Below are 17841 nucleotides of genomic sequence, written 5' to 3'. Positions count from 1 at the left end.
CGACCTGACGACGGTCGACCTGCTGACGGGGCAGGCGTCGACATCCGGGAGGCCGGGGGCGGCGGGGCGGTGGGATTCCGCTGTGCATCCGCGCGCCCCGAGCGGGCCTTGGCGCGTCGTTCACCCATCTCACGCAGTCGTGAAAAAGCCCTGGTGACGGCCGATTTCTGGTCGTCGGACTGCGTCATCGGTGATCACCCAACCTTCCTCGAACCCCCACGCTCGAATACATCAGGAACCGCCGAGATCTCGGCGAATGGGGTCGCGACGCGACTCCAGTGCGACTTCACCCTAGCGAACTGCCCCGGCAAGCATCATCTGGGGAGACCCGGACCATCGGTGATTGAATGACAAGGTGACTTCCTTCGGAGACCTCCTCGGCCCTCAACCGGTTCTGCTGACCGGTGACGACGACGCTGAATCGGACCTGCTGAACGGTGCCGATCCGGCCACGGTGGCGGCGGCGCACCCGACCGCGTCGATCGCGTGGGCCCATCTCGCCGAGGCCGCGCTCGATGGAGCCGGCGACGACCCGGGCAAGAGCAAGGTCATCGAGGCCTATGCCTACGCCCGCACCGGATACCATCGCGGCCTTGACCAGCTGCGTCGACACGGCTGGAAGGGATTCGGCCCGGTGCCGTGGCGACACGAACCCAACCAGGGTTTCCTGCGGTGCGTCGGTGCACTGGCGCGTGCCGCACAGTCGATCGGCGAGGAAGACGAATACCTGCGCTGCCTCGACCTGTTGAACGACAGCGACCCGACCGCCGCGGGTGAACTCGGCCTGGCCTGAGCGGAGCGCCGTGATCTCGTGGGTGCGAGACCGGTTCCAGGCGTTGCCCCCGGTGCTGCGAGTACGGAGCCGAAGGCTGTGGTTGTCGGCCGGGCCGATCCTGCAGTGTTCGGTGGCGGCCGGTCTGGCCTGGTGGTTCGCCCTCGACGTCCTCGGCCACGCGCAGCCCTTCTTCGCGCCGATCGCGGCGGTCATCTCCCTCGGCCTGTCCCTGGGCCGGCGATGGCGTCGGGCCGTCGAGCTCGTCGGCGGTGTCACCATCGGGATTCTCGTCGGTGACCTGCTGATCACCCAGATCGGCTCCGGGGCGTGGCAGATCGTGGTGGTGGTGGCGCTGGCCATGGCGGTCGCGGTGTTCCTCGACGACGGCCCGCTGATCCCGATGCAGGCGGCGTCGTCGGCGGTGCTGGTGGCCACCCTGTTGCCACCGGGCGGCATCGGTGGATTCCACCGTGCGATCGACGCGCTGACCGGCGGCCTGATCGGCATCCTCGTGGGGGCGTTGCTGCCCGCCAATCCGACGGCCCGCGCGCGTCGCGACGCCGCCGGTGTGCTCGCGATCGTGCGCGATGCCGCCACCGAACTCGCCACCGGCCTGCGGGAACAGGATGCGGACCTCGTCTACGCTGCGCTGGTCAAGGGCCGCGGCACCCAGGCCGCGATCAACACCATGCGGTCGGACATGCGCGGCGGGCGCGAGATCAGCACGATCTCACCGCTCTACTGGGGGTCGCGGATGCGGCTCCAGAAGATCTCGGCGACGGCCGACCCGATCGACAACGGGGTGCGCAACTTCCGCGTGGTCGCGCGGCGAGCCCTGGCGATCACCCAGCGCGGCGAGCAGGTGCGGCCCGAACTCATCGAGATCATCGCCGATCTCTCCGGCGCCTTCGAGATCCTGCGGGAGATGATGCTCGCCGACCCCGGCGAGTCGCCCGATGCCGCCGACGCCGCCCGCGTGCTGCGCACCGTGGCGCGCAAGGCACGTCCGGAGCTCGTCGCCGATCGCGGGTTGTCGGAGACGGCGTTGCTCGCCGAACTCCGATCGCTGCTGGTGGACCTGCTGATGGTGGCCGGTCTGCGACGCTCGTCGGCGCTGGCCACCCTGCGCTGAACCGCACTCCCGGAGCACTGAGGGTGACCTAACCCTTGTCATATATGCGAACTCGTGCATATATTGGGGTTGTCATGGGCCACTCACATTCACACTCGCACGCACCGGTCGACGCCGCCGACGCGGCACGGCGCCGGATCTGGCCGATGGCGGTCGCCGTCGGACTGATCGGCGGCTACTTCGTGGTGGAGCTGACCGTCGGTGTCGCGGTGAACTCGCTCGCCCTGATCGCCGACGCCGGGCACATGCTGACCGATGTGGTCGCGCTCCTCATGGGCCTGACCGCGCTCCTGCTGGCCCGACACGGCCGGACCACCGACACCCGCACCTTCGGATGGCACCGAGCGGAGGTGTTCACCGCCGTCGCCAACGCCGTGCTGTTGATCGGTGTCGCGGTCTTCGTCCTCTACGAGGCCATCGAACGGATCGGTTCCGACCCCGAGGTTCCCGGGCTCACGCTGATCATCGTCGCGCTGATCGGTCTCGCGGTGAACCTCGGCGTGATGCTGCTGTTGCGCGCCGATTCCCGTGAGTCGATCGCGGTCAAGGGCGCCTACCTCGAGGTGCTCGCCGACGCCGTCGGCAGCGTCGGGGTGCTCGTCGCCGGCATCGTCGCCATGTCCACCGGGTGGGGTTATGCCGACATCATCGTCGCGGTCGGGATCGCGTTGTGGGTGGTCCCGCGGGCGCTGCGGCTTGCCCTCGACGCCCTGCGCATCCTCAACCAACAGGCCCCCGCCCACCTCGACGTCGACGCCCTGCGTCGTGAACTCGCCGAACTCCCGCTGGTCGACGACGTCCACGACCTGCACGTCTGGTCGCTGACCACCGGCATGGACGTTGCCACCGTGCACCTCACCAGCACCTGCCCGAATGCCGAACTGCTGCCGCAGGCGCACGAGATCCTCGAACGGCACGGCCTCGCCCACGCCACCGTGCAGATCGACCCGTCCGACGAGAGCGAACACTGCCGCGAACATCTCACCTGGTAGTGCCGCCCGGGTGACCGGCCGCCGCTCAGGTGTCCGCCGGTGACTCGATGACGAGCACGGCCAGTGCCCCGTCGTCGCTGCGGTAGGTGTGCTCGGTGTCGGAGACCCAGTGCAGGCTCTCGCCCGGCCCGGCGGTCGATTCTGCACCGGCCGGACCGGCGACGACACGTCCTCGCACCACCCGGAGGTGTTCGACGACGCCGGCGCCGTGCGGGGGTGAGACCCGCATGCCGGGCCCGACACGCAACCAGAACACCTCTGTCACGCCGCCGTCGGGGTGATGTTCCACATGCAGCAACCGCGCCGACAGATGAGGGCCGACCCCCTCCGTGCCGGACTCCTCGCCCAAGAGTGCGGTGAGCGGCACGCCGAGCGGGCCCGCAACGGCGTACAGGGTGTCGAGCGTCGGATTGCGTTGTCCGGATTCGAGCTCGGACAGTGATCCCTTGCCGATTCCGGCGGCACGCGCCAGGGCGGACAGGCTCAGCCCGCGTTGTGACCGGACGTCGGCGATGCGGGCACCGACCGCCCTGCGCCGCTGATCGACGGGTGTCGCATCCGCGGTCATCGGCATCGGTGTGCTCATGGGGAATCCTGTGCTTGTGGGGGCGTGTCTGATCGAGGTCCTGCACGGACCAACATCGTTCCGTAAACAGAACGATATCGTTATGCTGGGTCGATGACCACCCCTGCACGGACATCTCTGAGTGAACCGATCACCGCCGGTGTCATCACCGCGCTGGTGGGGTTCACCTCGTCGTTCGTCGTGGTGGTGGCGGGTCTGCGTGCGGTCGGCGCCGACGCCGGCCAGGCCGCCTCCGGTCTTCTCGCGCTCACCGTCACCTTCGGGGTGGGCATCATCGTCCTCTGCCTGCGCTATCGGATTCCGATCACCCTCGCGTGGTCGACGCCGGGTGCGGCCATGCTCGTCGCCGCCGGTGCCGGCTATCACGGCGGCTGGCCCGCCGCGGTCGGGGCGTTCCTGGTGGTGGGACTGCTGATCGTCGCCACCGGTCTGATCCCGGCGCTGGGAGCCCTGATCGGCCGGATACCCACACCGATCGCGCAGGCGATGCTCGCCGGGGTGTTGCTCGTGCTGTGTCTTGCGCCTATGAAATCGCTTGCCGTACAGCCGCTTCTGACCATCCCGGTCCTGGCGGTGTGGTTGGTGGCCACGCGCTGGTTGGCCCGCTGGGCACTGCCGTTGGCCCTGGTCGCCGCGCTGGTGGTGATCGGGATCTACGTCGGCGCCCATGAGGTGAACGTCCCCGCCGCGTCGTCGTGGTGGCCACAGATGGCCTGGACCACACCGGAATTCGACGCCTCGGCGATCATCGGTCTGGCGATTCCGCTGTACGTGGTCACCATGGCCTCGCAGAACGTGCCGGGCGTCGCCGTCCTGAAGTCCTTCGGCTACGAAACACCTTGGCGTCCAACGATGTTCGTCACCGGTGCGGGGACGGTGGTCGGCGCACCGTTCGGCGGTCACGCGATCAACCTCGCCGCCCTCTCGGCCGCGTTGGCCGCGGGGGACGAGGCAGGCGCCGACCCGGCGCGACGCTGGATCGCCGGGATCAGCGCCGGGATCTCCTATCTGGTCCTGGCAGCGCTGTCGGGGGTGCTCGTCACCGTCACCGACCTCGCGCCGCACGGCCTGCTCGAGGCGGTCGCCGGCCTGGCACTGCTCGCGACCTTCGCCAACGCACTGCTCGGTGCGTTCGGGCGACCCGAGATCCGCGTCGCGGCGGCACTGACCTTCGTCACCGCTGCCGCGGGCGTCACCTTCTGGGGTATCGGGGGTGCGTTCTGGGCGATCGTCGTCGGACTGATCGCGCACGCGGTGCTCGGCGGCGGACCCGGGTCGCTGGTCCGGGAGGCCGAGTCGACCCGATGAGTGCGCGGTGCTGGTCGGCTCCGACTCCGTCGTCGCGCGTCTCGCCTGCGCAGGGTCGACCTGCTCGAGCGGTGGATGGTGGCATCGTGCTCGATCAGCAACTGCGGCAAGATGGTTGAGCTGCAAGGAAGCACAGCGACGAGGCGTGTGTTGTCGGTGGTTGAGCCGTCGAGGAGCGGAGCGACGAGGCGTGTCGAAACCTCGGTTGGCTGATGTCGGGTGGTGACCAACTGCTGGGGTGGGGGGACAGTGTCGGGTCGCGGGGTCTCGACTTGGGTCCTCGCCCTCGGGGCTCGGTCCCGGCTCGACCATCGATGCAGGGTGAGCCGCTGGGGAGCGGAGCGACGAGGCGTGTGTTTTTGGTGGTTGAGCCGTCGAGGAGCGGAGCGACGAGGCGTGTCGAAACCTCGGTTGGCTGATGTCGGGTGGTGAGCAACTGCTGGGGTGGGTGGGGACAGTGTCGGGTCGCTGGGTCTCGACTCGGGTCCTCGCCCTCGGGGCTCGGTCCCGGCTCGGCCATCGATGGGGGTGGGGCCCGGCTCGACCATCGAGAGCGGCCTCGACGGGGCCGGTGCGTGAGAACGTCCTGCTCAACCGGCAGCGGGGGTGTCCTGATGAGAATTGGCGATGCGCCGGCCGACGCCGACCGTGCTCAGTCGTCGAGAGACCGAACGCGTTCGAGTTCGGTGGCGACGTCGAAATCTGCTGCGGGCCAGTCCAGGTCGAGTCCGGAGAGCGCACGGATCAGTAATTCGCACACCGCCAGACGCGCGAACCACTTGCGGTTGGCCGGGATCAGGAACCATGGGGCGGCGTCGGAGTCGCAACGGTCGAAGATGGCCTGGTAGGCCTGCAGGTACTCGTCCCAGAATCCCCGCTCGTCGATGTCGCCCGGGTTGTACTTCCAGTACTTGTCGGGTCGTTCGAGTCGCTCGGTCAGACGCGCCTTCTGCTCGGCCTTCGACACCACCAATGCGCACTTGATGACCGTCGTCCCGGACTCGACCAGCTCCTTCTCGAACTGGTTGATGATGGCGTAGCGCTTCTCCCACTCCGCCTGCGGCACCAGGTTGTGGACGCGGACCGGCAGCACGTCTTCGTAGTGCGACCGGTCGAAGATCCCCAACCGCCCGGCGGGCGGAAGCGCCTGGTGGATGCGCCACAGGAAGTCGTGCTCGAGCTCCTCCGGGGTGGGCTTGCCGAATCCCTTGATCACCAACCCCTGTGGGTCGAGCAATCCGCCGACGTGACGCACGATGCCGCCCTTGCCCGCGGTGTCCATACCCTGCAACACGAGCAGGACCGATCGGTTGTCGCCGGCGCGCCCGTTGGCGTACAGCAGCTCCTGCAGACCCGCGAGCACCTCACCCCGCTCGGCCAGCATCTGCTCGCCCAGTTGGCGGGGGCCTGAGAACCCGGGCGTCGAGTCGGCGTCGAAGTCGGCGATCGGTCCGACCGCCCCGACCCGCAGTGCGGTTGCCGCCGGGGTCAGCCAGCCGACCGAATCCCCCTTGCCGTTCTTACCGTTCTTGCCCATGGGTGTGGACCTCCTCGGGTCGGTCGGGTCGATCAGGCAGGGAAGTCCGAATCCTGCCCTGCGGTGGAGTCGGGTTCCACTGCAGAACCGGGTCCCACGCCAGAACCGGGGACTGCGGTGGGGTCGGGCATGGCCGGCGGGGCGGCCATGAACAGTTCGCGGGAACCGTTCGCCGCGGCCACGCCGACGATCGAACTCCACACCATCATCACCAGATAGTCGATCAGTTCGGCCAGCTCGATCGGGCGGTCGACCATCCACCAGTCGACGGCGCGCTGCATTGCCCCGACCAACATGTACGACCACACCTGGGCGCCCGAGGAATCACCGGATCGCTCGTCGAAGCGGCTGACGAGGGTGGCGTTGAGTAACCGCGCGACGATCTTCTCCGACTCCGCGGAGGTCACCGACGACGTCGGCGACGCCGACCACGCGAACCGGTACAGCGCGGGTTCGTCGGCGACGGCGGTGACGTACACCTCGATCACCGTGCGGGTCAGGGTGTACTCGTCCACCTCGTCGCTGATCGCGTCGGTCAGCCGGGGCAGCAGCGTGGTCTCGAAGAACCGGAAGGTGACCGCGACGCCGAGGTCGTTCTTGTCGGTGAAGTATCGGTAGAGCACGGTCTTGGAGATGCCGATGTGCTTGGCGATCTCGTCCATCCCGACGTCGGCGCCGAGTTCGCGGATCGCGGCGATCGTGCCGTCGGTGAGTTCGGTCCGGCGTGCCTGCTTGTGTTTCTCCCAGCGGGCGCGACGGCCGTCGGGTTTCGGTCCGGACTCGGCGGGCCCCCCGAGCAGCGCATGCTCGATGCCCCGGGTCACCGTCGCCGCGGCCGACACCGCGGCACGGGCCGCCGATGCGGGGCTGGGGCGATTTGCGATCACCAGGTCAGCGTAGTGGCTGCAAACGGGTACAACTGAGGGGGTGTCAACACTGAGTCCGGACATCACGGGCACCGGGCGTCACCGTAAGCCGGAGTCGGCATCGGCTCCGGGGTTCGGCGCGGGCGACTCCGCGGCCGACGAGAAGCGGCGACGCGACCTTCGCAAGATGAAGGTCGTCGCGACCGGCATGCTGCTGCTCGCCGCGCTGATCTACCTGTTCACCAGGTATCTCGAGCACCGTGACGGCGCCGATGTGGCCGCGTGGGTGGGGTACGTCCGGGCGGCGTCGGAGGCGGGCATGGTGGGTGCGCTGGCCGACTGGTTCGCCGTCACCGCCTTGTTCAAGCACCCGCTCGGCCTGCCGATTCCGCACACCGCGCTGATCCGCAAGAAGAAGGACGAGATCGGCGACCAGTTGGGCGGCTTCATCGAGGACAACTTCATGACGCCGGAGGTGATCGTCCAGCGCGCCGAACAACTGGACATGCCGCGGCGGGTGGCGACGTGGCTGACGGATCCGGCCAACGCCCCGCGGGTGTCCGACGAGGCGGCGCGCGCCCTGCAGCTCGCGTCGGAGATGCTGCGCGACGAGGACATCGAACAGTTCATCCAGGCAGCGCTGCGCTGGGCGGCCGAACCGGAGTGGGCGCCGCCGATCGGCCGCATCCTCGACCAGCTGATCGCCGAGGAGCGACTCGAACCGGTCTTCCAGCTCTTGTGTGACCGCGCCCACGAATGGGCGCTCGGCAGCCAGGAGGTGATCGATCGGGTCGTCGAGGCGGATGTGGGGCCGTCGTGGAAACCGAAGTTCGTCAGCGTGCTGGTGGGCGACAAGATCTACCGTGAGCTCGTCGACTTCACCGAGAAGGTGCGCACCGATCCGCAGCATGACCTGCGCAAGTCGATGCACCAATTCGTCGAGAAGTTCGCCCACGACCTGCAGCACGACCCGCAGATGGTGGCGCGGTTCGAGGGCATCAAGCACGAACTGGTGGGCAGCGACGAGGTGGCCGGTGCCGCATCGACCGCCTGGAACACCGGCAAGGCCGTGATCGAGCAGATGCTCGCCGACCCCAACTCGACCCTGCGCAACACGTTGTCGGATGCGGTGATCAACCTGGGTGTGCGAATCCGTGACGACCGGCCGCTGCAGGAGAAGATGAACGGCTGGGTGGCGCGTGTCGCCAATCACGTGGCCACCAACTACTCGCGGGAGATCATCTCGGTGATCACCGAGACCGTGCGCGGGTGGGACGCCGACGACACCAGTCGCAAGATCGAGCTACAGGTGGGGCGTGACCTGCAGTTCATCCGGATCAACGGCACCGTGGTCGGCTCGCTGGCCGGACTGGTGATCTACACGATCTCGGTGCTGATCTTCCACTGATCCGCGGGGTCACGGCCCGCCTCGACGTCCTCACGGACTCGCGGTGCATGCACAGTGCTTGCATGAGTTAGCACCTGCGCCGATACTGGCTTGCACCATGCGCGGCACATCCAAGACCCCTGATCCCTCCCATCCCGACGACGACCCGGCCGGGTCGTCGGGGGACGGGTCGGATGCCGGACCGTCCCACGACAGCCACTCCGGCGGCGGGGTCGGGCATACGGTGGAGAACGTGACCGCCGTCGCGCAGGATGCCGTGACGAACGCCGCCCAGGACATCGGGGCGTTCATCCGGTCGCAACGGCTCGGTGCCGAGGTCTCGTTGCGGCAGCTGGCCGAACGGGCCGGCGTCAGCAATCCGTATCTGAGTCAGATCGAACGTGGTCTGCGTAAACCGTCGGCCGATGTGCTCGCCCAGATCGCCAAGGGTCTGCGCGTCTCGGCAGAGGTGTTGTACGTTCGTGCCGGGATCCTCGAAGAACGGCCGGCCAGCCCGGTCCGGGATGCCCTGGTCGCCGACGACTCCATCAACGAGCGGCAGAAGCAGATGCTGCTCGAGATCTACGAATCCTTCCGTAAAGAGAACGCCGCAGAGGTGAACGGCCCAGCGGCAACCGGCCCAGAGGTACATGGCCCAGAGGAAAACGACCCGGCGGAAGACGCCCCAGCGGGGAACGACCCGGACGGTCCCGACTCCGAGGAGTGACCACCATGCCCGACAACCCGTTGACCACCGCACTCGGCCAGGTGTCCGCGCTGCTGACCGATCTTCGCGAACGCGGGGAGGCCGCGACCGGCGAGGCGCAGTCGCGGATCGCCGACACCGTCGGCGGGGTCCAGGCCCGCATCGCCGGGGGCATCGAGGAAACGCAGTCCACCATCGACGAGACCCTGGCGGCGGCGCTCTCCGCGTTCGGCGATGCCCGGTCGAAGCTGTCGGCGTTGCCGGTGGAGATCCCGGCCGAGATCGACGAGCTGGCCGCGCGTTTCTCGCCGGACGAACTGCGCCGGGTGGCCGAGGCCTACCTGGCCGTCGCCGCCGCCCTGCTGACCTCGTTGTCCGAGCGCGGCGAGCAGGTCGTGGGCAAACTGAAAGCACAGCCATCGGCACTGGAGAACCGGCCGAAGCTGGAGAAGCTGTACACCGATGCGCTCGCGCTGACCGAGGAGGCGCTGAGCACCATCGCGTCCTCGGCCAGACTGGTCGGCGAACGTGCGGTGGCCGATGTCGAGACGCTCGTCGTCGATGCGGAGATCGTCGACGACGATCCGGTGATCGAGGCGCCGAAGGTGCCAGAGGTCGAGGTGGCGGTGGCGACGTCTGCACCCGCGAAGAAGGCTGCACCTGCGAGGTCCACGGTCGCTGTGACGCCCACTCCGGTGAAGAAGGCGGCGCCGGTGAAGAAGGCCTCGCCGGCCACGGGAACCGCCTCGAGAACCCCGGCAACCACGAAGGCTGCACCCGTTCCGAAGACAGCAGCGAAGGCGACGCCGGCCACGAAGACCGCACCGGCCACGAAGACCACGCCGGCCAAGAAGACCACGCCGGCCAAGAAGACCACGGCCGCGAAGACCACGGCCACGAGAAAGACCACGGCGAAGAAGACCACGGCGAAGAAGACGACCACGGCGAAGAAGACGACGACGGCAGCCACGAAGGCGACGCCGGTCCCGAAGACCACGGCAGCCAAGAAGGCGACGGCAGCCACGAAGACGACGCCGGCCAAGAAGGCGACGCCGGTCCCGAAGACCACGGCAGCCAAGAAGGCGACGCCGGCCAAGAAGACGACGCCGGCCAAGAAGACGCCGCCGGCCAAGAAGGCGACGCCGGCCAAGAAGACGACTGCTGCGAAGAAGACGACCAGCGCGAGGAAGCCCACCGCGGCAACGAAGACGACCGCCACCAAGAAGACCGCACCGGCGAAGAAGGCCACGCCACCGCGATCCACCACGTAGCGACGCACGGCCGGGGTGGCCCAACCGGATGTGCTCGGTCGATCGACTGTGGGCCCCGTCGCATCGGGTGCCTGTCGTGTATGTCGGTCTAGAGTGGTCGCTGTGAGTCTTGTGGGAGTTCTTGCGGCCGGCCAGAACATCGTGCTGTGGCTGCTGACCGTCGTCGCGGGCGTGGCCGCTGTCGTCGCGCTGATCCATGCCAGTATCCAGCGCAAGGACGCGTTCCCCGCGGTGGACAAGCAGAGCAAGGTGCTGTGGGTGTCCCTGCTCGCCGCGGCGACAGTGTTCATCTGGATCTTCCAGGCGCCGACGATCCTGTACCTGATCGGCGTCGTCGCCCTGATCGTCTACCTCGTCGACGTGCGTCCCCGCGTCGACTCCGTCCAGGGCAAGTCCTGGTTCCGTAAGCACGGCTGACCCGCCGAACCGTTCGCCTTCCGAGCAGCCGCCCGCATGGGGTGGCTGCTTCTTTCTGCCCCTTCCGGATCGTGGCTGGTGGTTGCGTCGGTGAGGTCGGGCGGCGGTGGTTTCGACACGCCTCGTCGCTGCGCTCCTCGTCGGCTCAACCATCGAAGGCACACGCCTCGTCGCTGCGCTCCTCGTCGGCTCAACCATCGAAGGCACACGCCTTGTCGCTGCGCTCCTCGTCGGCTCAACCATCGAAGGCACACGCCTTGTCGCCGTGCTCGGTTTCGGCTCGACCATCGCAAGGGCTCGCTGTGTCGCTGTGCTTGTCCGGCGCGGCGATCGCAAGCGCTGCCTCGTGGTCGCCTGGCACATGGTGACGAGGGACACGTCCAGATAATATGCATTTGAGATGCAAATTATGGTGAAGTGGAGTCGTGCAGTTGACCCGGTTCACCGACATCGGCCTCCGCGTGGTGATGCGGCTGGCGGTACTGGGGGACGGGTCGATGACCACACGAGCACTGGCCGATGACCTCGAGGTGCCCTATACCCATGTGGCGAAGGTCGTCGGTCGGTTGTCCGAGCTCGGGATCGTCCACTCCCGGCGCGGTCGAACCGGTGGGCTCGTCATCACCGAACTCGGGCGGACCGCCCGGGTCGGGTGGCTGGCGGGACGGCTGGAAGGGGAGGGGGAGGTCGTCGACTGTGATGGCCCCAACCCCTGCCCGCTCCGAGCCGCCTGTCGTCTGCGTGGGGCGCTTGCCGCCGCACGTCGGGCATTCTTCGCCAGCCTCGACGAGCACACCGTCGGCGACCTGGTCGCCGACCCCACCGGTGCGGTGCTGCTTACCCTCGACCTGCCGCGGCGAACCGTCGCCGAGGTGGACCGGGTCGCCGAATAGCCCTCGGCGACCTACCCTTCCCGCCCGGATACCCCACTCGGTACCCGCCCGGGGACCTATCGAATGGAGAATGCCGTGCTGTCGCAGGCCACTCGCGAAACCGTTGCCGCCACCCTTCCTGCTGTCGAAGGCGCGCTCGGCGAGATCACCCCCAACTTCTACAACCGGCTGTTCACCGCGCATCCGGCGTTGCGCGACAACCTCTTCAACCGCAGCCATCAGCAGTCCGGAGAGCAGCCGCAGGCCCTCGCCGGCTCGATTGCCGCCTATGCCCGTCTGCAACTCGAGCCCGACGTGCGTCGTCAGCTGTTCATCATCGACCGGATCGCCCACAAGCATGCCTCGCTCGGCGTCACCCGCGACCAGTACGCGGTGGTCCACGAGCACCTGTTCGGGGCCATCGTGGAGGTTCTCGGTGCGGCGGTGACCCCGGAGGTCGCCAACGCGTGGGACGAATTGTACTGGGACATGGCCGATCTGCTGATCCGCGAGGAGTCCGATCTCTACGCCGCGGCGGGCGTGGAGCCCGGACAGGTGTGGCGCGACCTGCTGGTCGCCGGCCGAACCCAGGTGTCGCCCGACACCGTCTCCTTCACCCTGGCCCGACCCGACGGCGCCGAGCTGCCGACATTCCATCCCGGACAGTACATCTCGGTGCAGGTCCCGCTCGCCGACGGCGCACACCAGATCCGCCAGTACAGCCTGACCGGTCCCGCCGATCGTCGCGCCGAATGGGAGTTCAGCGTGAAGCTCGCCGGCGAGGTGTCGGCACACCTGCACGAGCACATCTTTGAGGGCGACACCCTCCACGTGTCCACCCCGTTCGGAGATCTCGTTCTGCCCGAAGATGATTCGCCGCTTCTGCTGGCGTCGGCCGGAATCGGCTGCACCCCGGTGATCGGTCTGCTCAACTCCCTGGGCGCCAACGACCGACATCGCCGTGTGACCGTCCTGCACGCCGATCGCTCACGTGCCCGACAGCCGCACCGCGGCCAGCTCGCGGCCCTGGTGGAGAACCTCGACGATGCCCGCCTGTACCAGTGGTATGAGCAGGGCGTGGAGCACGTGAACTCCGACGACGTCCGTGTCGGCCAGATGTCGCTGGACGGAATCGAACTCGCCGACGGTGTCCACGCGATGCTCTGCGGCCCGGCAGGTTTCATGGGTGCCGTGCGCGAGCAGCTGCTGGCCCGTGACATCCCCGAGGACCGCATCCACTACGAGACCTTCGGTCCGGAACTGCTGCGCACGGGCAGCACCCGATGAGTTCCGCCTCGGCGTTCGCCGTCGCGGCCACCTTCCTGTGGCTCGGGATGGTGTTCGCGATCTCGTTCATCGAGGCACCGCTGAAGTTCCGGGCCCCCGGGATCACCATCCCGCTGGGCCTGGGCATCGGCCGGCTGGTGTTCCGGGCGCTCAATGCCGCCGAGGTGGTGTGGGCCGTCGTGCTGGTGGTCTGCGCCGCCGCCGGCGGCTGGATCAGGGACGCCCAGGGCATCCTCGTGATCGTCGTCGCGGTGCTCCTCGCGATCCAGGTGGGCGGGGTGCGTCCGATGCTCAACCGCCGCTCCGACGCCGTTCTCGCGGCCGGCGACGCCTATGTCGACGGCCCGCGCAGCCACACCCATCTGGTGTATGTGGCACTCGAGGTGGTCAAGGTGGGCGTGCTGATCGCGATCGGAGCGCTGCTTCTCGCGTGACGCGCGGGAGCGGGCCGCAAGCCGTGTGATCGAAGCGGAATAGACTGATCTGCGTGGCTGAGTATCGGATCAACGACCTTGCCGAGGCGTCCGGGGTCAGCGTGCGCAACATCCGCGTCTATCAGGACCGCGGTCTGCTCCCGCCCCCGACCATCCGGGGACGCACCGGCTGGTACACCGAGGACCACCTGGTCCGGTTGAACCTGATCTCCCGCATGCTCGAGCGTGGGTACACCTTTGCCACCATCAGCGAACTTCTGCACGCCGCGCACTACGGGATGAAGGTCGAGCACGTGCTGCGTGGCACCCCGCCCAAGGGCGGACGGTTCCGCAACTTCAAGCGGGCCGCGACCATCACCTTCACCGAGCTGCGCAAGTCGCTCAACGCCAGCGAGCGGTCCATCGCCCTGAGTCAGAAGCTCGGTCTGCTGGTCAAGGACGGCGCCCACTACGCGGTCAAGAACCCCGAGGTCCTCGAGGGGGCCGAGGTGCTGGTCAAGAGCGGTATCGACATCGACGTCCTGCTCGACCGGTTCGTCCGTGTGCAGGGCGATCTCGAGGACGCCGCACGCAGCTTCGTCTCCATCATCACCGACAAGTACGTCAACGAGAGCCTGCCCGATCTCGGCGAGGACACCATCAGCAAGGTCGCCGAGCTGATCCAGACGGTCCGGCCGATGGCGCACGAGATCGTCGAGACCACCTTCCGCAAGGCACTCGACGACGAGATCACCCGCGCGATCGGTCAGGCGTCGACCTACTTCGACGTGACCGCCGACGACGATGACGCCGGGATCACGGTGCTGGACGATCGAGACACCGCAGACGATCGGGACACCGCAGACGATCGGGACACCGGAGACGGCCGGGACCCCGTAGGCCACCTGGATGACGGGAATCAGGATCGCGCGGCACCCGTTGACGGGGAGGAGACGGCCGGCAAGGCGGCCGAAGGATGATGCGCGGCAACGCGCAAGGACGGGAGACCTGATCGTCAGGCCTCCGAGGGGGGAGAGAACATGCGAACACGTACTGCACTGATCGGAGTGGCGGGAGCGGTATCCGGTGCCGTGGCGGTGGGGGCCGCAGCCGGGATCGGCGGCATCTTCGCCGCATTGGCCCGGGAGGCGCTGACCGCCGAACGGGCGGTCGACGACGGCCCGGACGAGCTGATCGCCACCCCGGTGGCCGAGCCGATCCGCCGGGAGGTCGTCGCCACCGACGGCACCCGCCTGTATGTGGAGATCCACGGACCCGATCCGGCCACCTCCGACGCGGAGGTGATCGTCGCCGCCCACGGGTGGACCTGCAACACCAGCTTTTGGAATGCCCAGATCAACCGGCTCACCCCGGAACGCACCGTGGTGGTCTACGACCAGCGCGGACACGGCCGCAGCCAGGTGAGCCGCACCCGACCCACCATCGACCTGCTCGGTCAGGACCTCGACGCGGTGCTCACCGCGGTCCTCCCGGCCGGGCGCAAGGCCATGATCATCGGGCACAGCATGGGCGGCATGACCGTGATGTCGTGGGCGGCGCAGTTCGCCGACACGGTGCCCGACGTCGCGTCGTCGGTGGCGTTGATCTCCACCGCCGCGGTCGACGTGCTCGGCAACCATCGCCTGATCCCGGAGAACCTGCCGTTCTACAGCCGGCCGTTCCAGCCGACCGTCGGCCGCCTGGTCACCTCGACACCCGTTCCGCTGCCGCACACCGCGTTCAACGACCGGTTCTCGCACTACATCGCACTCGGACCGCACGCCCGCGCGGCACATGTCGCCTTTGTCGACGAGATGGTCTCGCAGTGTCCGGCGCGGGTCCGGGCCGGTTGGGGTGCGGCGATGGGTCGGCTCGACGTGCTCGCCGGGTTGCGTGCGCTCACCGTCCCGACCACGGTGATCGTCGGCGATCGCGACCGACTGACCCCGGTCGTCCACGCCGAACGGATGGCGCAGGTCCTACGTGACCAGGGCGATCTCCGCGACCTGGTGGTGCTGGAGGGGATCGGTCACATGGCCCCGATCGAGGCGGCCGGCGTGATCGACGACATCCTCGAACAGCAGGCGATCGAGACCGGTTCGGCGTTCCCCGCCGACCACTAGACCCCGGGCGAGCACGTCCCGGATCCTCTTGTCGCGGTGCCATCTACCGCGCCGGGTGCACCGGTCCCGTGGGGTGTGGTGGGGTCGTGCGGCGCACTGGTGAGCGGTAGCTCCAGCCGGAAGCTCGCGCCGGGTCCGTCGGTGTCGAGCAGGCGCAGCTCTCCACCATGGGAGCGGGCCAGGCCACGGGCCACCGCCAGTCCGAGCCCGGCTCCCCCGGAGCGGCGGTCCCGGGAGTGGTCGAGCCGCACCATCCGGTCGAAGATGCGTTCCCGGTCGGCCTCGGGCACCCCGACACCGGTGTCGGTGACCGTCGCCGAGACCGTGCCTGCCGACGCCGAGACCGTGACGTCGACCCGCCCGCCCGCCGGGGTGGCCTGACCGGCGTTGTCGACCAGATTGGCCAGGATCTGGGACACACGCCCGGGATCTGCCCACGTCAGCGGCGCGTCACCGGTGCAGCTGATCTCGAGTTCGGGATGCAGTAGGGCCACGCGCCGGCACTGTTCGTCGGCGAGCGCGGTGAGGTCGGTGGGTGCCGGTTGCAATGTCAGGCCGGCGTCGATGCGGGCCATGTCGACCATGTCGTTGACGAGTCGCCCGGCGCGTCGGGTCTCCTGCACGAGCAGCAGCAGCAGTTCCTCGCGTTCCTCGGGGTCGGCATCGGGCCGCATCTGCAGGAGTGTCTCGGCGATCGCCTGCACCCCGGTGACCGGGGTGCGCAGTTCGTGGGCGGCGTCGGCGACGAACCGGCGCACCTGCTCCTGCGCCGCACGCTGGCGTGCCTCCGCGCCCTCGAGCGAATCGAGCATGTCGTCGAATGCGGCCGCCGTCCGACCGAGTTCGGTGTCGGTGCGGACGGGGTCGAGGCGGGTACCGCGCCGACCCGCCGCGATGGACCGGGCCACCGAGGTCATCGAGTCGAGCGGCGACAACGCGTAGCGCATCCCGAACCACAGCACCAGTGCGGTGACGGCGAGCGCGACGGCGCCCGTGACGAGCATGTCGACGAGCAGGCGGGAGCGCACCTCGCCGATCAGATCGCCGTCGATGGCGAGGGTCACCTCGGCGTCGTCGCTCCACGATCTGCCCGACCCCCTCAGTCGGACGTCGCGCTGGGCCACCGACCCGCGGGTGGGTCGGCCCAGCTCGGTGCCGTCGGCCAGCCGGACGCGGGCGCGCACCGACTCGTTCTCGATACGACGCAGGAACATCTCGGGATTCGCCGAGTTACCCGCATACTGCTGGGCCAGGGCCTCCCGGTCGGCCAGCAGGGCGTCGGCGGCCTGATCGCTGGCCACCGTGAACAGCGTCGCCCCGATCGCGATGATCGCCACCAGGGCGAGGGTCACCACGGCGACGGCGGCCAGCGTGACCCGGGCCCGCAGCGAACCACCGGTGATCGGGCGGCGCAGCGTCACGGTCGGCTCCCCGCGGTGGAGTCACCCGCGGCATCCGGTGCGGCGGGACGCAGCGTGTAGCCGCGGCCACGTTCGGTCTGCAGCAGCCGTGGCCCGTGGGCCTCGAGTTTGCGGCGTAACGCGCTGACGTTGACCTCGACGAGGTTGGGGTCGTAGTGGTCATACCCCCACACCCCGGTGAGGATCTGGGTCTTGGTGACCACCCGGTCGCGTCGCTGCGCCAGGAAGTACAGGACGCGGAATTCGGTGGGGGTCAACGCAAGTGGCGTGCCGGCGCGGGACGCGACACCCTGATCCTGGTCGATCACCAGATCGTCGACGTAGAGCAGGTCGGTGTGTGCGCCGCGCCGGCGCAGCACGGCGCCGACCCGGGCGACGAGCTCGGCCATCTCGAAGGGTTTGGTGATGTAGTCGTCGGCACCCTCGGTGAGACCGTGCAGCCGGTCGGCGACGGCGTCGCGCGCGGTGACCATCAGGATGCCGGCGTCGCTGCGGCGCCGGACGACGTCGAGCAGCGTGAAGCCGTCCGATCCGGGCAGCATCACGTCGAGCAGCACGACGTCCGGTGTGAACTCGTGCAGATCGTGCTCGAGTCGGGTGCCGTCCTCCCGGGCGATCACCCGGTGCCCGGCGTCGGTCAGGGCCGCAGCCAGGGCGACCCGAATGGATGTGGCGTCCTCGATGACCAGGACCGTCGCGTTCACGACTTCCGATTCTGCCAGTGCCCGGGTCCGCCGCGGATGACGCC

At 68.6% G+C, this 17841-nt stretch carries 18 protein-coding genes; 13 read left to right on the top strand and 5 right to left on the bottom strand.

Annotation, left to right across the window (positions count from 1 at the left end; translation table 11 throughout):
* The first annotated feature begins 355 nt into the window (after positions 1–355).
* From ACWDUA_RS16695 to ACWDUA_RS16685, 3 genes are all read left to right on the top strand, one after another.
* Complete coding sequence (locus ACWDUA_RS16695; RefSeq protein ID WP_449752115.1) at positions 356–793, top strand: DUF3151 domain-containing protein; 438 nt, start codon at positions 356–358, stop codon at positions 791–793.
* Between the two features lie 10 nt (positions 794–803).
* Positions 804–1907, top strand: a complete 1104-nt coding sequence (locus ACWDUA_RS16690; protein WP_449752114.1) for an FUSC family protein — start codon at positions 804–806, stop codon at positions 1905–1907.
* A gap of 74 nt (positions 1908–1981) precedes the next feature.
* On the top strand, positions 1982–2899 hold the full coding sequence (locus ACWDUA_RS16685) for a cation diffusion facilitator family transporter (protein WP_449752113.1): 918 nt from the start codon (positions 1982–1984) through the stop codon (positions 2897–2899).
* 25 nt (positions 2900–2924) lie between these two features.
* Here ACWDUA_RS16685 and ACWDUA_RS16680 read toward each other — a convergent pair whose 3' ends face one another.
* A complete protein-coding gene (locus ACWDUA_RS16680; protein ID WP_449752112.1) occupies positions 2925–3485 on the bottom strand; it encodes a helix-turn-helix domain-containing protein in 561 nt (186 codons plus the stop codon).
* A gap of 93 nt (positions 3486–3578) precedes the next feature.
* Here ACWDUA_RS16680 and ACWDUA_RS16675 point away from each other — a divergent pair, with 93 nt between their 5' ends.
* Positions 3579–4793, top strand: coding sequence for a benzoate/H(+) symporter BenE family transporter (locus ACWDUA_RS16675; RefSeq protein ID WP_449752111.1), 1215 nt, complete (start codon positions 3579–3581; stop codon positions 4791–4793).
* A 652-nt stretch (positions 4794–5445) separates the two neighbouring features.
* On the opposite strand, the gene ACWDUA_RS16670 is transcribed toward ACWDUA_RS16675, so the two are convergent.
* Both ACWDUA_RS16670 and ACWDUA_RS16665 read right to left on the bottom strand, forming a co-directional pair.
* Positions 5446–6330, bottom strand: coding sequence for a polyphosphate kinase 2 family protein (locus tag ACWDUA_RS16670; RefSeq protein WP_449752110.1), 885 nt, complete (start codon positions 6328–6330; stop codon positions 5446–5448).
* 32 nt (positions 6331–6362) lie between these two features.
* Positions 6363–7214: a TetR/AcrR family transcriptional regulator gene (locus tag ACWDUA_RS16665; protein ID WP_449752149.1), complete on the bottom strand. Its 852-nt coding sequence runs from the start codon at positions 7212–7214 to the stop codon at positions 6363–6365.
* 43 nt (positions 7215–7257) lie between these two features.
* Here ACWDUA_RS16665 and ACWDUA_RS16660 point away from each other — a divergent pair, with 43 nt between their 5' ends.
* The 9 genes from ACWDUA_RS16660 (at position 7258) to ACWDUA_RS16620 (ending at position 15672) form a co-directional block, all read left to right on the top strand.
* The gene (locus tag ACWDUA_RS16660) at positions 7258–8604 is read left to right on the top strand and encodes a DUF445 domain-containing protein (protein WP_449752109.1); all 1347 of its coding nucleotides are present in this window, start codon (positions 7258–7260) and stop codon (positions 8602–8604) included.
* Between the two features lie 97 nt (positions 8605–8701).
* On the top strand, positions 8702–9310 hold the full coding sequence (locus ACWDUA_RS16655) for a helix-turn-helix domain-containing protein (RefSeq protein WP_449752108.1): 609 nt from the start codon (positions 8702–8704) through the stop codon (positions 9308–9310).
* 5 nt (positions 9311–9315) lie between these two features.
* A complete protein-coding gene (locus tag ACWDUA_RS16650; RefSeq protein WP_449752107.1) occupies positions 9316–10560 on the top strand; it encodes a heparin-binding hemagglutinin in 1245 nt (414 codons plus the stop codon).
* Positions 10561–10662: 102 nt separating this feature from the next.
* The gene (locus tag ACWDUA_RS16645) at positions 10663–10977 is read left to right on the top strand and encodes a DUF2516 family protein (protein WP_449752106.1); all 315 of its coding nucleotides are present in this window, start codon (positions 10663–10665) and stop codon (positions 10975–10977) included.
* 425 nt (positions 10978–11402) lie between these two features.
* On the top strand, positions 11403–11870 hold the full coding sequence (locus ACWDUA_RS16640) for an RrF2 family transcriptional regulator (RefSeq protein ID WP_449752105.1): 468 nt from the start codon (positions 11403–11405) through the stop codon (positions 11868–11870).
* Positions 11871–11945: 75 nt separating this feature from the next.
* Positions 11946–13136 carry an FAD-binding oxidoreductase gene (locus tag ACWDUA_RS16635; RefSeq protein WP_449752148.1) on the top strand — a complete coding sequence of 397 codons (1191 nt, stop codon included), beginning with the start codon at positions 11946–11948 and terminating at the stop codon, positions 13134–13136.
* On the top strand, positions 13133–13570 hold the full coding sequence (locus tag ACWDUA_RS16630) for a hypothetical protein (protein ID WP_449752104.1): 438 nt from the start codon (positions 13133–13135) through the stop codon (positions 13568–13570). The genes ACWDUA_RS16635 and ACWDUA_RS16630 overlap by 4 nt, the downstream gene beginning before the upstream one ends.
* Positions 13571–13623: 53 nt before the next feature.
* On the top strand, positions 13624–14529 hold the full coding sequence (locus ACWDUA_RS16625) for a MerR family transcriptional regulator (RefSeq protein ID WP_449752103.1): 906 nt from the start codon (positions 13624–13626) through the stop codon (positions 14527–14529).
* 60 nt (positions 14530–14589) lie between these two features.
* On the top strand, positions 14590–15672 hold the full coding sequence (locus tag ACWDUA_RS16620) for an alpha/beta fold hydrolase (protein ID WP_449752102.1): 1083 nt from the start codon (positions 14590–14592) through the stop codon (positions 15670–15672).
* On the opposite strand, the gene ACWDUA_RS16615 is transcribed toward ACWDUA_RS16620, so the two are convergent.
* Both ACWDUA_RS16615 and ACWDUA_RS16610 read right to left on the bottom strand, forming a co-directional pair.
* Positions 15669–17093 (bottom strand): sensor histidine kinase, encoded by a 1425-nt coding sequence (locus ACWDUA_RS16615; protein WP_449752101.1) that lies wholly within the window; start codon positions 17091–17093, stop codon positions 15669–15671. The two genes, ACWDUA_RS16620 and ACWDUA_RS16615, sit on opposite strands and share 4 nt — an antisense overlap.
* Entirely contained in the window at positions 17090–17797 is a 708-nt protein-coding gene (locus ACWDUA_RS16610) for a response regulator transcription factor (protein WP_449752100.1), read from the bottom strand. Before ACWDUA_RS16610 ends, ACWDUA_RS16615 begins: the two co-directional genes overlap by 4 nt.
* Between the last annotated feature and the right edge of the window lie 44 nt (positions 17798–17841).

The sequence above is a fragment of the Gordonia sp. NPDC003376 genome, from assembly GCF_053589235.1.
The sequence above is the reverse complement of the archived record's forward strand: the minus strand, read 5'-3'. Positions and strand labels throughout refer to the sequence as shown.

What these genes read in the sequence shown, in the direction of transcription:
- ACWDUA_RS16685 (WP_449752113.1), top strand. Translation starts at nt 1,982, where the DNA reads ATGGGCCACTCACATTCACACTCGCACGCACCGGTCGACGCCGCCGAC.
- ACWDUA_RS16680 (WP_449752112.1), bottom strand. Translation starts at nt 3,485, where the DNA reads ATGAGCACACCGATGCCGATGACCGCGGATGCGACACCCGTCGATCAG.
- ACWDUA_RS16675 (WP_449752111.1), top strand. Translation starts at nt 3,579, where the DNA reads ATGACCACCCCTGCACGGACATCTCTGAGTGAACCGATCACCGCCGGT.
- ACWDUA_RS16670 (WP_449752110.1), bottom strand. Translation starts at nt 6,330, where the DNA reads ATGGGCAAGAACGGTAAGAACGGCAAGGGGGATTCGGTCGGCTGGCTG.
- ACWDUA_RS16655 (WP_449752108.1), top strand. Translation starts at nt 8,702, where the DNA reads ATGCGCGGCACATCCAAGACCCCTGATCCCTCCCATCCCGACGACGAC.
- ACWDUA_RS16650 (WP_449752107.1), top strand. Translation starts at nt 9,316, where the DNA reads ATGCCCGACAACCCGTTGACCACCGCACTCGGCCAGGTGTCCGCGCTG.
- ACWDUA_RS16630 (WP_449752104.1), top strand. Translation starts at nt 13,133, where the DNA reads ATGAGTTCCGCCTCGGCGTTCGCCGTCGCGGCCACCTTCCTGTGGCTC.
- ACWDUA_RS16620 (WP_449752102.1), top strand. Translation starts at nt 14,590, where the DNA reads ATGCGAACACGTACTGCACTGATCGGAGTGGCGGGAGCGGTATCCGGT.